The sequence below is a fragment of the Paenarthrobacter nitroguajacolicus genome, assembly GCF_029952445.1.
Taxonomy (GTDB): Bacteria; Actinomycetota; Actinomycetes; order Actinomycetales; family Micrococcaceae; genus Arthrobacter; species Arthrobacter nitroguajacolicus_B.
In genome coordinates this window covers 71,778-84,593 of record NZ_JAQPPK010000007.1, presented here as the reverse complement: position 1 = coordinate 84,593, position 12,816 = coordinate 71,778, and the positions used below count along the sequence as shown (strand labels likewise).

Genomic DNA, 12,816 nt, shown 5'->3' with positions numbered 1-12,816 from the left:
TGGGAAAGGATCGCGTTGCTCACAGGAATGAGAGCGGTCAGCGAGAATTAACTTCCCGGTAATCCGCGCCCGAGTGGCGGAATTGGCAGACGCGCCGCACTCAAAATGCGGTATCGAAAGGTGTGTGGGTTCGAGTCCCACCTCGGGCACGGCATACCCCCTCGTCAGAGGGGGTTTTGCTTTAATGTGTGCACATTCCGGTTGGTCAGGTCCCTCTGACACTGTCCGCGTGGTGTGCCTGGCGCCGCGGGTCGCCTGTTTCGTTGCGGGGGAGCGGGCGCAGGGTCCTGGCTGGTGGGCCCTCCGCTTGCCGTGAACTGGGGCTATGCGGTCCTTTCCTGGTTCGTTCGGTGGGTCGTGGTTGGCCTACACCTCTTCATGGGTAGGGGGACTGAGCGCAACATGACTTCGAGATCCTGCGTTAAAGTTCTTGGTTTCGGCTCGTTCGTGAAGCTAGGAGCCTTGACTAAGGAGAGCTTTGTAAGTCCAAAGGGGGTGTGGACATTGTCCACACTTAAATCCTCTTTATTGAGCAAGGCCACGGCCGCTTCCTTCCACTTGGTCGGCCTACAATCCACTCATCGCTTGTAAGGGCCCGAACGACATGGCGCCCGTTCCCAAGCGCACCATCTGCAGGGCCGCAGCGGCGTGAGAGTCCAGCCGCCACGGGCGCCCGGGTGCTTTGGGGAGGCCGCTTTGGCGTCGTCGACGCGTAACTACGACTAAATCGGGGAGCGTCCGGCGCGGATTGCGGTCCCTGCCAAGGTACCCGAGCATTTGGAGTTCACACGCCTGTCGCAGCGGGCACGTCGAAACCGACCAGTTTGCCGATAACTGCCCATGTATCGCGTTGTAGTCTACGTATCTCGTTCATTGATCATTCCGACGTTGCATCATTAGATCCTCAGGGGAGTGTCCCAATGGGGATGTCCCGGTCTCAAGAAACTGACACACTCCCTTGGAAGTTCCGGTCGGTGTGACTTCCCGTTTCGCTGGACGGGGGGAGGTGGAGATCCGTCTTATCTGTTGTGCTTCGAGGTCCACGAGGTTGAGTGCCTGGCTCTCGCACAGACGATCCCGGACACCCCGATGTTCGCTAACATGCGGCTGGCATTCTCTTGTCGGCACAGCCTGCCGTGGGCCTCACCTCGACTTCGTCTCCTTGCCGCGGCGGCGATGAGTGGTGCCTGGCTTTCCCTAAGACCGAGAATCGTACGCGCGAAAGAACTGAACAGTTCTGTGGACGGGTCCGCGTAAGCGTGATTCGTGTTACTCGGCACGTCAGGAGCAACGAGGCCCTAAACGTGGGTGCTCATTCTTCCAGGAAACCGGTGTCAATGGGCGCGTCCGATTGGCCGCATTTGGCGAAATTCTGTTGTAAGTTCTAGTAATGGAATTACGACGGTACGGCACCGCTACTTTGATGGACGTGGCCCGCTTGGCGGGGGTTTCGCGTTCCACTGCCGCGCGGGCTCTTGGCAAGTATGGTTCGGTCAGTCCGGAGCTCCAGTCAATGGTGTCCGCGGCGGCGGAAGCGTTGGGCTATCGCGGCAACGCGCTGGCCAGGAGCGTCAGCTCGGGCCGCTCCCACACCATCGGCGTAGTGGTCAGCGATATCGAGAATCCTCATTTCGCCCGGGCTGTGCGCGGAATGACGGATACAGCGAAGGCCGCGGGTTTTGATGTCATCCTGGCCAATACGGATGAGAACGTCGAGGCGGAGCGTGCGGCAGTCCAGGTGTTTCTGGACAAGCGAGTGGACGGTTTGATCGTGGCATCAACGAGCCGGAGCGATTCGGGGCACTTGTTGGACGTCGTGGGCATGGGTCGGCCCCTGGTGCTCTTTGACCGGCGCCCGGACAACGTGGACGCCGACTGGGTAGGAACTGATTGCTACACCGATGCCAAGACTGTCATGGAGTATCTCATCGGCAAGGGTCACAGAAATATCGCGTTTCTCTCGGCCACCACCAAGACTCCCGAGGAACTTGAAGCAGGACACCCGCTTCCCATTTCGACCATTGCGGACAGGGTGCGCGCCGTGCGGGAAGCGGCCTTGGCTGCCGGGGTGGGCTATGAGTTCATTTCAGGGGCCATGTCGCCGCAAAGGACCCAGGAAATCGTGGCCGGGCTGATGCGCCGCCAGGACAGGCCCAGTGCCATCATCGCTTCCTACAGTCGGATCGCCCTCCCGGCATTCCAGGCCATCCACGCCGCGGGGATGAGTGTGCCAGATGATATCTCTTTGCTGTGTCTGGATGACACGGAGTGGATGACCGTCAGCCATCCCGAAGTCACCGCGATCTCCAATCCTGCCTATGAGATGGGGATGAAGGCTGCCGAAGTCCTGCTGGGACGCATTGATGGCTCTGGCCCGGAGGCACGGGACCATTTGTTGCCGGCAACCTTCATTCAACGTGCCTCGGTCGCGGACCTCGCAGGAGCCCGAGTCGGCCACAGCGCATAGAAGCCTCTCCTGTTCTTCAGGGCCCGCAGCCATCAGGCTGCGGGCCCTGTTTCGTTTGGGCGGATGCGCGCGCCACGACGGGTACGGCGGTCCCGGCATGGTCGTCATCTTCGAAAAACAATTGCCCAAGATACCGGTGTCTCATACCATTAAGAAATTGCACAAGATACCGGTGTCTCACTAAACGTAATCTGCCTGTAACGACGCTGAAACTATTGACAATTAGTGTTTACCCCGGAAATACTTTCGTTGCGTGAGTGACATGGATCACCCAACAAGCACAGACTTCCCAGCTAGGAGCAGTACGCATGAAAGAACAGACCAAGTTGTGGGGCGGCCGCTTCGCCGGCACGTCCAGCCCGGAACTGAGCCGCTTCTCGCGGTCCGATCCCCGCTATTTCCGGATGGCACCATACGACCTGCACGGGTCCCGGGCGCACGTGAGGGAACTGAACCGATCCGGACTCATTGACGACGCCGAGCTGGTCATCTTCCTGGACACCATCGACGCCCTCGCCCGCGACATTCAAGAGGACCGCGTCGCACCCCAGGAAGCGGACGAAGATGTCCACACCTTCCTGGAGCGCCTCCTCATCGAACGCATGGGTGCCACCGGCGGAAAAATCCGCGCAGGCCGCTCACGCAATGACCAGGCCGCGAACGACCTTCGCCTCTACATGCGGGACAAGGTCCGCACTGTCAGTGAGCTCCTCATCGAGTTGACCCAGGCATTGGCCAGCCAGGCCGACCAGCACCTGCACACGCCCGTTCCCGGGTTCACCCACCTTCAGTCCGCACAACCGGTGGTCTTTGGCCATCAGATCCTGGCCCACGCGCAGCCGTTGATCCGGGACCTTGAACGCTTCCAGGATTGGGACCGCCGGGCAGCGGTATCACCGCTCGGCGCTGCGGCCCTGGCCGGGTCGACATTCGCGCTCAACCCGGAACTCGCAGCGCGGGACCAAGGCTACGAGACCAGCGCGGAAAACTCGATCGACGCCGTCGGCAGCCGCGACGCTGCCATTGAATTCCTTTTCGTCTGCTCCCTGACCCTTATCGACATCTCCCGGCTGTGCGAAGAGATCATTTCCTGGGCCTCGCAGCAGTTCCGCTGGATCACGATGGATGATGCCTACTGCACCGGCAGCTCGATCATGCCGCAGAAGAAGAACCCCGACATCGCCGAGCTGGCACGAGGCAAGGCTGGACGCGTCCTCGGTGACCTGGTGGGGCTGATGGCTGCGGTCAAATCTCTGCCCTTGGCCTACAACAGGGACCTGGCCGAAGACAAAAATGCTGTCCTGGACGCCGTCGATACGCTCGAAGTCGCCCTTCCCGCCCTCAGCGGCCTCGTCCGAACGTTCACGGTCAACGTCGAGGAAGTCCGCCGCCAGGCCACAGCCGGCTACACCCTGGCCACGGAAGTCGCCGATTGGCTGGCCCGCCAAGGCATCCCCTTCAGCGAAGCCCACGACATCTCCGGAGCCTTGGTTCGCTTCTGCGAATCCCGTGGCCTGGACTACGACGACCTCAGCGATGAGCAACTAGCGTCGGTCGATCGCCGTCTGACCCCTGACATCCGGGAAGTCCTCACCCTCGAAGCCGCCCTCGAAGCCCACTCCGGGTTCGGCGGCACCTCACCAACACGCGTAGCCGAGCAGCTGATCCGGCTCCGGGCAAAGCTGGACCAAATCAAGAGCTGGGCAGCGGACTACAACGGCCTGCGGGTCAGGTCACACCACGCGGGCTGAACCATGGGCCCAACAAGCGCAGATTCACGCGGCGCAGCAGATACCCTCCACGATCAGGAAAAAGCCATGAACACTCAAACAGAGCCGAACGTCACCGGCGCTGCATCGGTCGACTTGAAAATCGTCCCCCGGCGGCACATAGGGCGGTGGGTCGGTGCAGCCGCCGTGGTCCTTCTCCTCGTATGGCTGGGCGTCTCTTTCTCCCGCGCCAAAATTGACTGGCCCACAGTCCAGGAATACCTTACGGTCCCCGTCCTGATCCAAGGCATCGGTGTCGCGTTGCTCCTGACCGCAGTCGCGATGGCACTCGGGTTGATCCTGGGCGTCGTCAGTGCGGTGATGCGCCTGTCCAAGAACCCCGTCGTCTCCGGGGTGGCCTGGCTATATATCTGGGTTTTCAGGGGAACTCCGGTCTACTTGCAACTGCTGATGTGGTTCAACCTGGCCCTCATCTTCCCGGTGATCGGCATCCCTGGTCTCTACTCGGGACGCATGATCGATGTGCTGACACCCTTCGTCGCTGCATCCATCGGCCTCGGTCTGAACCAGGGCGCCTACACCTCCGAGGTCGTCCGCGGCGGCATCCTCTCCGTCGACGAAGGTCAGACCGAAGCGGCCCAAGCCGTGGGCATGACACGGCTGCAGGCCATGCGCAGGATCGTGTTGCCCCAAGCGATGCGCGTCATCATCCCGCCGGTCGGCAACGAAGTCATCGGCATGCTGAAAACCACCTCTCTCGCATCCGCGATCGGCGTGAGCGAAATCCTCTCCGAAGCCCAACACATCTACTACGTCAACAACAGGATCATGGAACTGCTCATCGTCTGTGCCGTCTGGTACCTCGGCGCGGTCTCTGTCCTCAGTATCGGCCAGTTCTACCTCGAACGGTACTTCGCCAAGGGATCCTCCAGCCGGCAACTGCCCCTGACGCCCTTCCAACGGTTGAAGAGCATCTTCGGCACCAACAGGAAAGCACTGTCATGACCACCAATGTTCTGGTCCGCGCCGAAAACGTCCACAAGAGCTTCGGCCTCATCGAAGTCCTCAAAGGCATCAACCTTGAAGTGAACAGCGGCGAAGTCGTCTGCCTCCTGGGAGCTTCCGGGTCGGGGAAAAGCACCTTCCTGCGCTGCATCAACCACCTCGAAACACTCTCCAACGGCCGCATCTGGGTAGGGGACAAGGTGGTTGGCTACCGGCAGGACGGCGACCGGCTCTACGAACTTTCCGACAAGGAAGCTGCCAAACAGCGCCGGTCCATCGGAATGGTTTTCCAGCGGTTCAACCTCTTCCCCCACATGACCGTCCTGGAGAACATCATCGAAGGACCCGTCCTGGTCAACAGGGTCAAAACGGCAGAAGCCAAGCGCCATGCCTCCGAACTCCTGGCCAGGGTGGGCCTGGAAGGCCGCGAACACTCCTACCCCCGGCAACTCTCCGGTGGGCAGCAGCAGCGTGTCGCCATCGCCCGGGCACTGGCGATGAAACCCGAATTGATCCTCTTTGACGAGCCCACCTCGGCTCTGGACCCCGAACTGGTTGGCGAGGTGCTGGACGTCATGAAGGACCTCGCCAAATCAGGTCTGACCATGATCGTCGTGACCCATGAGATCGGCTTCGCCAAGGAAGTAGCTGACCGTGTTGCGTTCATGCACGGTGGCGAGATCGTCGAGATCGGGCCGCCGGCAGAGGTCCTCGGCAACCCCCAGCATGACCGCACCAAAGCCTTCCTCTCCCGCGTTTTTTAGACCCGACATCCCCAACAAGTTGGAGTAATCATGAAGCACTTCAAAAATGCCGCACGCGTCGCGGCGATCACCGCCGTAGCAGCCTTCGGTCTTACGGCCTGCGTGGGCGGCACCGAAACCACCAGTGACCCCGGCGCAACGACCGCCGGGCTGCCCCAGGCCATCAAAGACGCCGGAAAGCTCCGGATCGGCCTGTCCCCGGACTTCCCGCCAATGGAGTTCCGGGACAGTGACAAGAAGCTCGCCGGCGTCGACATCGACCTGCAGCAGAAACTTGGCGAAGTCCTCGGCGTCCAGATCGAAGTTGTCGAATCCCCCTTCGACCAGCTGATCAACTCCGTCCAGACCGGACGTGTGGACATGGTCATGTCCGGCATCTCTGACACCGTGGAACGGCAGAAAACCGCTGATTTCGTGGACTACTTCAAGTCCAAGGGCAGCCTCTACACGGCCGGTTCCCGCGTCGGGGAATTCACCAAGCAGAGCGACATTTGCGGTAAGAAGCTGGCCGTGAGCGGCAAGACCGACTACTTCGAGCAGGTCAAGACCCTCAGCAAGACCGTGTGCACCGACAAGGGACTTCCGGAACTGGGCATCCTGCCCACCGACTCCGGCGCGGCCGCCCGACTCCAGATCGACCAGGGGCGTGTTGACCTGGCGGCCCAAGGGGGCGAGAACCTGGCCTACTTCGAGAAGACCGAACCCGGGAAGTACGCCGCCGTGCTTGACCCGCTGCCGGCCAAGCCCTTCGGGATTCTGGTCATGAAGGGTGAAACCCAACTGGCCAACGCCATCAAGGACGCCTTCACCAAGATCATCGACAGCGGCGACTACCAGAAAATCCTCGACAAGTGGGGTGTAGGTTACGGAGCCATGGCCCCTGAGATCAACGGAACCAAGTGAACCATCCCGCAGCAGTGAAGGATGGGGCGGCGGTGTGGCCGGAAGGCAAACGCAGCACCGTCGCCCTGGCCTTCGACTTGGACGGCCCCACGGGTGATGCCATGCTCAAAGGCACCATCTGGGACAAGCCCGAATACTTCAGCCAAGGCGCCTACGGGCCATGGCGCGCTCTGGACAGGATCCTCGGGCTACTGAAAAACCATGGAACCCCCGCGACGTTCTTCACCCCCGCGTGGGTCGTGGAGACCTGGCCGGAGCAGTGCCGGCGCATCATCGAGCAAGGCCATGAAATGGCGCACCATGGTTACAAGCACGAAAAGTACTGGGACCTCACCCTGGAGCAGCAACGGCAGGTCATCGAGACGAGTCAGAGCATCTTCCATGATGTTCTGGGTACCGCGGCCACCGGCTTCCGGACGCCGTCGGGGGACTGGCGCCCTGAGACACCGGCCCTGTTGGCAGATATGGGATTCGAGTACTCAAGTTCGATGCGCGGGGACGACCGTCCCTACTTCCATCCCGGCGGACAGCTAGTGGAGATCCCGGCACGGTCGGACATGGACGACTACGCCTCGCTGGCCTACACCACCAGCCCGGACTGGCCCTCGGGCGGAGACCGGATTGCCAGCTACGAACTCACCTTGGACAACTGGACACGGGAATTCGACGGCTATCACGCCGAAGGGCTGTGCTTGTCCACGATCTTCCACCCCAAAGTAGTGGGAAAACCCGGTCGGGCAGCCTTACTGGACCGGTGGATCGGCCACATGAAAGACGCCGACGCCGTGTGGTTCAGCACCTGCCGCGACGTCGCCGCGTGGTGGCACCAGCCAGGACAACAAGCCCAGCAGCTGAACAAGGAGACCACGCCATGACCACGCCCCAGGAAGCATTGGAGGGGCGCTGGCCAGACAACAAGAAAGCCGCATTCGTCGTCACAGTCGGCTTTGAAGCCGAACTATCGGTCCTCGCAGCGGCTCCCGACGCCGTCGACCGCGCCAAAAGCCTGTCCGTCGGCCAATACGGGGGAACCCGCGGCGTGGACCGGCTGCTGAAGGAGCTGGCCCGCACCGGCACCAAAGCCACTTGGTTCATTCCCGGCGCGAACCTCGTCACCTACCAGGGGCAGGTCGAGTCTGTCCTCCGGGCAGGGCATGAACTGGGCAATATGGGCTGGGCGCTGGAGGACATGGGCGCACAGTCCCTGGCTGAACAACTGGACAGTATTGGACGCGCCCAGAACGTCTTCGAAGAGCGGCTGGGGGTTCGGCCCGTAGGTTTCCGGGCCGGACGCGGATCCTACGCTGCCAGTCTTCCGGAGGAATTGCTCGGCAGGGGGTTTACTTGGTCCTCGTCCTGGCATGGCGACGACCTGCCCCACTTCCACGCCGGATCAGCATCCGCATTGGTGGAAGTTCCCCGCCACCACGAACTGGACGACTACCCCTACTTCGTGTTCAACCTGGACCCACCCATCCCCAACGGCAGCCCCCGCATCGCCTCCAGCAGGGAGGTCCTGCGCAACTGGATTCTCGAATTCGACGCCTACCGGGCCGAAGGACTCTGCTTCGTGCTCACCCTCCATCCGGAGATCATCGCCACCCCCGGACGGATCGGCATGCTCCGGGCCTTCATGGACCACGTCCACTCCCACGAGGACATCTGGCACGCCACCGGCAGCGAAGTAGCCCAGTGGTGGCGGCAAACAGCTTCACCGAACACTCCGGACCATCCGGCCGAAATATTCCATGCACTGACCCGCGAAGGTAACCCCGCATGACCGAGCACCCCACAGCCTCCGAACGCTTTACTGACTTCATTACCGGGTTGAGGCCCGAAGACATCCCTGCTGAAGTCCGGCACCGGGCAAGGATCCACATCCTGGACACCCTCGGCGCCGGGATTGCAGGGGCAGCCTCTCGCGAAGCAGACATCAGCCGGGCAGCTCTTGGAACCGCCTACGGAATTCCAGTCCAGGGGACAGGAGTATCACTGTGGGGCGCCCCGGGGCAGCTGCCCGCACTGGGAGCAGCATTCGTCAACGGTGTCGCCGCCCATGCCTTCGAACTGGACGATTCCGGCGGCTGCGACCACTCCGGTGCCGTCGTGCTACCCGCTGCTCTCGCCGCAGTGGCACTGCGTGCGGGGGAGGCGGGCACCCGCGAGGAGACCGTGCCGGTTGACGGCGCCCGGTTCCTTCACGCCGTCGTCAGCGGATACGAAATCGCTCGGCGTGTCCAAGACGCCCTGGGCGGCTATGACTCCGTCAACAACGCCGGCTGGCATTCGACCGGTGTGTGCGGAACGTTCGGCGCGGCCGTGGCCGCGGGCGTGGTCCTCGGTTTGGATGCCGCGCAGCTGGCATCAGCGATCGGCTTGGCAGGGTCCTTCACCGGCGGGACCTGGTCTTTCATCGGTGATGGGGCTATGTCCAAACGAATGCACGTCGGCCGTGCAGCCGAAGCAGGCTTGAATAGCGCACTTCTGGCCAGGGCAGGGTTCACCGGACCCAAGGACCTGTTCTCCGCACCCTGGGGAAGTTTCCTTCGTCTCTACGGCCAACCAGGGGACATCGACGAGACCGCTCTGTACGAAACCCTCGGTCGGGAATGGCAGATTGAAAAAGCCTCCATCAAACCCCATGCCACCTGCCGCAGCACGCATTCGGCCATTGACGCGATCCTGGACCTACGCGCACACCACGGCATCACAGCAGATTCCGTTCACCGCGTCACTGTGCACACCAGCTCACTGATCGCCGATATGTGCGGCAACGCCGACGTCGGCTCCTTGATCTCCACCCAACTGAGCATGCAGTTCTCCCTTGCCGCGGCCCTCGTGCACGGTCAGGTAGGGCTGGACCAGATCGCACTACACAGCCGCACCAACCCCCGCGTCCTGGACCTCATGGACCGCATCCACCTGGAAGTCGACCCCCAGCAACAAGGCGGATCCGCTGAACCACGGCTGTCTGTACGAACAGAGTCCGACACAATCGAGATCCAAGCGGTCCGCGCTAGAGGAGCTTCGACCAACAGGCTCAGCGACAAGGAAACCATCAACAAATTCACCGCCCTTGCCTCCCCGCGGCTTACCCGCGACGCAGCCTCAGCCATCGCATCGTTGGTGCTGGACCTGGACGACGCAGCGGACATCAGCCCGCTCCTTGGACTCCTCGCGGCGGAGTCTGAGCCCGTGCTGCTGAGCTAAATTTCGGGGTTGACAGACTCTTTGCTGTCCCCGCGCGGGGCGTAGGCGCCGGTGCCCCATGAGAGGCAGGAGGAGGACGGGCAGGGGCTGGTCGCCTCCTGCACAAAACTACAGTCTCGGCCTGAACCTGCGGCGACGGTTAACAACGCTCATGAGAGCCAAACGCTTCATCGCCCGCCAGGCTCGGCCCACTCCGGACACTCATGGCTTGACTTATCACCATAGAGGCTCCGTCTAGAGCCGATATGCACACGCATGTGATGAGCACCTATGTAAGGTCAGCAGCTAGCAGCATGGACAGTGAAAAACTGCGAGTGCAGCCCCCTGCGGAGGGCGGACGCGCTGACGGTAGGGATAGAAGTCCGGGACAACCTGCTTGGCAGCCCCTGAGCTGGGGGCGCCTCCGAGCAGCGAAGCCGAATTGATCTGGGCAAATAGGGGTTGCTCGAGCCTAGGCTCAAACTCGTCATGGTGTCCAAGCCGTCAGTGCTCGAAACGGCCGGCGAAGTGTCGTGATTAATCTGCGGAACCATGCGTACGGCACGCTAAGTACGTCGTCCTGCTTCTGCAAGGAATCTAAAGGCGCTCCACGGCCTCGAAACCAATCGGCAGTCCTGCCGGTGTCTGGCTGCGAACGACGGCTGACGCTGCTGTCCCGCTCGGAACACGGCCCGTCCGTTACAAGAAAGGCATGCCAATTCCTGGCGGGTTGCTCTCTGCTCTTCCGGAAGAAGCCCGGCAAATTCTGTTGCGGTCCATTCCGTGCCAGCCAATATGCTTTTTGCCATATACAAGGTGCCTCCTCGTGTATTGCTAATTGAAGTTGGAACGCCCATCAATAAGCTCCGCCGCCGGCCACCTCGCGAACGCCGGTATCCCGCGAGCCCGTGTCAGTCACCAGCCTGGGCGGGATAAGGTTCGGAACCTCATTGCCTGCCGTCTTGTTCTGGAGACGATTCGGCCCCCTGAAGGCATGGGGCGCAGGTAGCCCCTGCGGCCCCATGACCGGCCTTCAGGTCTGCTATTTCGAGCTGGGTCGTCCGGGGATATGGCTAAGAATGGACTTAGAGAAGCCGCCATCGACGCAGATATCTTGACCGGTGACATAGCCGGATAGTGGGCTTACGAGAAATTCGATCACGTTGGCGATGTCCACCGGATCTCCTATTCTTGCGAGCGGGATAATTTCCTCCCGTGCCTTCTTGATTTTGGGATCTTCATACATTTTTTCGGTCATCCGAGTGTGGGTCATGCCGGGGGAGACTACGTTGACGCGGATGCCGTCGGGTGCCCATTCCAATGACAGTGTCTGGGCCAACATTGTCAGCGCGGCCTTGCTTGGGCTGTAGGCGCCGGATCCCGCGTGTGGTTGTTGACCGGACATGGACGAGGTGAAGCAGGCGGCGCCGTGGCTGTCCTTCAGGTGCTGGTAGCTTGCTTTGGCGAGAAGCCATGAGCCGCGCAGGTTGACGGAAAACATTGCGTCCCAGTCTTCAAGGGAGACGTCGCATATGGGTCCGGGGTTGGCGATTCCGGCATTGGCTACCAACGCGTCCAGGCCACCGAATTCTGCAACTGCAGCTTTGACCAGCTGGCTTGGCACGTTGGGGTCGCCGAGATCACCGGCCAGTGCGATGGCGGTGCCTCCCATAGCCTGGATTGAACGAACAACCTGCTCTTGGCTGCTGTTTGATTCGTGACCGCAAACTGCAATCATTGGCTGCTCCCCGCGCGCAAGGGCTGCCTCCGCGAGTCTCAGGGATGCTGCTGCGCCGATTCCGCTGCTTCCGCCACTGACCAAAGCCCTCATTACACAAACTCCTCTTTCAGGTTGTTTCTCATTGAAAAGTGGATCTCAACAATGCTGGTTTCTTCCATGCAGGAATAAATTCTTGATAAAGCCCGGTTTTCGGCGAAAGGAGTTAACTCTCCAGTTCCCACCCGTGGTTCTTGAGATCCTGCATTGCTTTCGCAAATTCGTGGACCGGATTGTCCTCACGGATGATCTCCAGAACGACATTCCCGACGCCGCAGGTGTCCTTGACGGCGTCGCCCAGCCCATCCCAGTCGATGACCCCTGTGCCGATGGGATCGTGGCCCCAAGTGTCCAAGCCGGTGTCGGAAATGTGCACCAGTCCGATGGCCTGGTGATGCTCCCGCAGACTGGCGACGGGATCTTCTCCGATGTAAGCGGCGTTGGCGACGTCGTACACGATCTTGACAGAATCGTCGTTGATCGTGCTGACCACACCTGCCAAGTCCTGGATGGTGGGAGTGAAGCAGTACGGGGTGTTTTCGAAGAGCAACCGTGTGCCAGCCTGCTTGGCCACCGGGATGAGACTTTCCAGACTTTCATACATCCATCCGTGGACGCTTTCGAGCGAGGGGGAGATCATGGGGCGGCGGGTGCCGGGAGAAATCACAACCTCGGGTACGTCCCAAGCGGCAGCCAAGTCGATGACCGACTTGATGTGTTCGATACTTTTGCGGCGCATGCTGGCCCCGGGGCTGGCCAAGTTGATGTCATATCCGCCAGCGTTCAAGGACCGTATTTTCGCACCGTACCGGCTGAGCCTGTCGTGGATTGCCGTGCGTTCGGAGGTTGGTACCTCATCCGGCCAGCAGTGCGGAGAACTGACTGGAACCTCGAACGTTTTGTAGCCGTTGTCGACAAGCTCGGCTATCGCATCGATCGCCGTCGCTGACCAAAGATATGAAAACGTATTGATAATCATGC

General features: G+C 61.2%; 11 protein-coding genes and 1 tRNA gene. 9 read left to right on the top strand and 3 right to left on the bottom strand.

Annotated features, from left to right (window positions below; translation table 11 throughout):
* Nucleotides 1-67: 67 nt before the first annotated feature.
* From PJL15_RS06610 to PJL15_RS06570, 9 genes are all read left to right on the top strand, one after another.
* Nucleotides 68-149: transfer RNA gene (locus tag PJL15_RS06610), tRNA-Leu, on the top strand.
* A gap of 1,241 nt (nucleotides 150-1,390) precedes the next feature.
* The gene (locus PJL15_RS06605) at nucleotides 1,391-2,467 is read left to right on the top strand and encodes a LacI family DNA-binding transcriptional regulator (RefSeq protein WP_281450395.1); all 1,077 of its coding nucleotides are present in this window, start codon (nucleotides 1,391-1,393) and stop codon (nucleotides 2,465-2,467) included.
* Nucleotides 2,468-2,775: 308 nt separating this feature from the next.
* The gene (gene argH, locus PJL15_RS06600; protein WP_281450394.1) at nucleotides 2,776-4,218 is read left to right on the top strand and encodes an argininosuccinate lyase; all 1,443 of its coding nucleotides are present in this window, start codon (nucleotides 2,776-2,778) and stop codon (nucleotides 4,216-4,218) included.
* A gap of 66 nt (nucleotides 4,219-4,284) precedes the next feature.
* Entirely contained in the window at nucleotides 4,285-5,202 is a 918-nt protein-coding gene (locus tag PJL15_RS06595) for an amino acid ABC transporter permease (RefSeq protein WP_281450393.1), read from the top strand.
* Nucleotides 5,199-5,966 (top strand): amino acid ABC transporter ATP-binding protein, encoded by a 768-nt coding sequence (locus PJL15_RS06590; protein WP_281450392.1) that lies wholly within the window; start codon nucleotides 5,199-5,201, stop codon nucleotides 5,964-5,966. Before PJL15_RS06595 ends, PJL15_RS06590 begins: the two co-directional genes overlap by 4 nt.
* Before the next feature lie 30 nt (nucleotides 5,967-5,996).
* Nucleotides 5,997-6,869 carry an ABC transporter substrate-binding protein gene (locus tag PJL15_RS06585; RefSeq protein WP_281450391.1) on the top strand — a complete coding sequence of 291 codons (873 nt, stop codon included), beginning with the start codon at nucleotides 5,997-5,999 and terminating at the stop codon, nucleotides 6,867-6,869.
* Nucleotides 6,866-7,744 (top strand): polysaccharide deacetylase family protein, encoded by an 879-nt coding sequence (locus tag PJL15_RS06580; protein ID WP_281450390.1) that lies wholly within the window; start codon nucleotides 6,866-6,868, stop codon nucleotides 7,742-7,744. Before PJL15_RS06585 ends, PJL15_RS06580 begins: the two co-directional genes overlap by 4 nt.
* Nucleotides 7,741-8,649: a polysaccharide deacetylase family protein gene (locus PJL15_RS06575; protein WP_281450389.1), complete on the top strand. Its 909-nt coding sequence runs from the start codon at nucleotides 7,741-7,743 to the stop codon at nucleotides 8,647-8,649. The genes PJL15_RS06580 and PJL15_RS06575 overlap by 4 nt, the downstream gene beginning before the upstream one ends.
* Complete coding sequence (locus tag PJL15_RS06570) at nucleotides 8,646-10,079, top strand: MmgE/PrpD family protein (protein WP_281450388.1); 1,434 nt, start codon at nucleotides 8,646-8,648, stop codon at nucleotides 10,077-10,079. The genes PJL15_RS06575 and PJL15_RS06570 overlap by 4 nt, the downstream gene beginning before the upstream one ends.
* Nucleotides 10,080-10,624: 545 nt before the next feature.
* On the opposite strand, the gene PJL15_RS22695 is transcribed toward PJL15_RS06570, so the two are convergent.
* From PJL15_RS22695 to PJL15_RS06560, 3 genes are all read right to left on the bottom strand, one after another.
* The gene (locus PJL15_RS22695; RefSeq protein ID WP_432443802.1) at nucleotides 10,625-10,867 is read right to left on the bottom strand and encodes a competence protein CoiA family protein; all 243 of its coding nucleotides are present in this window, start codon (nucleotides 10,865-10,867) and stop codon (nucleotides 10,625-10,627) included.
* Between the two features lie 233 nt (nucleotides 10,868-11,100).
* Nucleotides 11,101-11,889, bottom strand: coding sequence for an SDR family NAD(P)-dependent oxidoreductase (locus PJL15_RS06565; protein WP_281450387.1), 789 nt, complete (start codon nucleotides 11,887-11,889; stop codon nucleotides 11,101-11,103).
* 112 nt (nucleotides 11,890-12,001) lie between these two features.
* Nucleotides 12,002-12,814, bottom strand: coding sequence for a sugar phosphate isomerase/epimerase family protein (locus tag PJL15_RS06560; protein WP_281450472.1), 813 nt, complete (start codon nucleotides 12,812-12,814; stop codon nucleotides 12,002-12,004).
* Between the last annotated feature and the right edge of the window lie 2 nt (nucleotides 12,815-12,816).

Coding starts and splice junctions, on each gene's coding strand:
- PJL15_RS06605 (WP_281450395.1), top strand. CDS start 1,391: ATGGAATTACGACGGTACGGCACCGCTACTTTGATGGACGTGGCCCGC.
- argH (WP_281450394.1), top strand. CDS start 2,776: ATGAAAGAACAGACCAAGTTGTGGGGCGGCCGCTTCGCCGGCACGTCC.
- PJL15_RS06595 (WP_281450393.1), top strand. CDS start 4,285: ATGAACACTCAAACAGAGCCGAACGTCACCGGCGCTGCATCGGTCGAC.
- PJL15_RS06590 (WP_281450392.1), top strand. CDS start 5,199: ATGACCACCAATGTTCTGGTCCGCGCCGAAAACGTCCACAAGAGCTTC.
- PJL15_RS06585 (WP_281450391.1), top strand. CDS start 5,997: ATGAAGCACTTCAAAAATGCCGCACGCGTCGCGGCGATCACCGCCGTA.
- PJL15_RS06575 (WP_281450389.1), top strand. CDS start 7,741: ATGACCACGCCCCAGGAAGCATTGGAGGGGCGCTGGCCAGACAACAAG.
- PJL15_RS06570 (WP_281450388.1), top strand. CDS start 8,646: ATGACCGAGCACCCCACAGCCTCCGAACGCTTTACTGACTTCATTACC.
- PJL15_RS22695 (WP_432443802.1), bottom strand. CDS start 10,867: ATGGCAAAAAGCATATTGGCTGGCACGGAATGGACCGCAACAGAATTT.
- PJL15_RS06565 (WP_281450387.1), bottom strand. CDS start 11,889: ATGAGGGCTTTGGTCAGTGGCGGAAGCAGCGGAATCGGCGCAGCAGCA.
- PJL15_RS06560 (WP_281450472.1), bottom strand. CDS start 12,814: ATGATTATCAATACGTTTTCATATCTTTGGTCAGCGACGGCGATCGAT.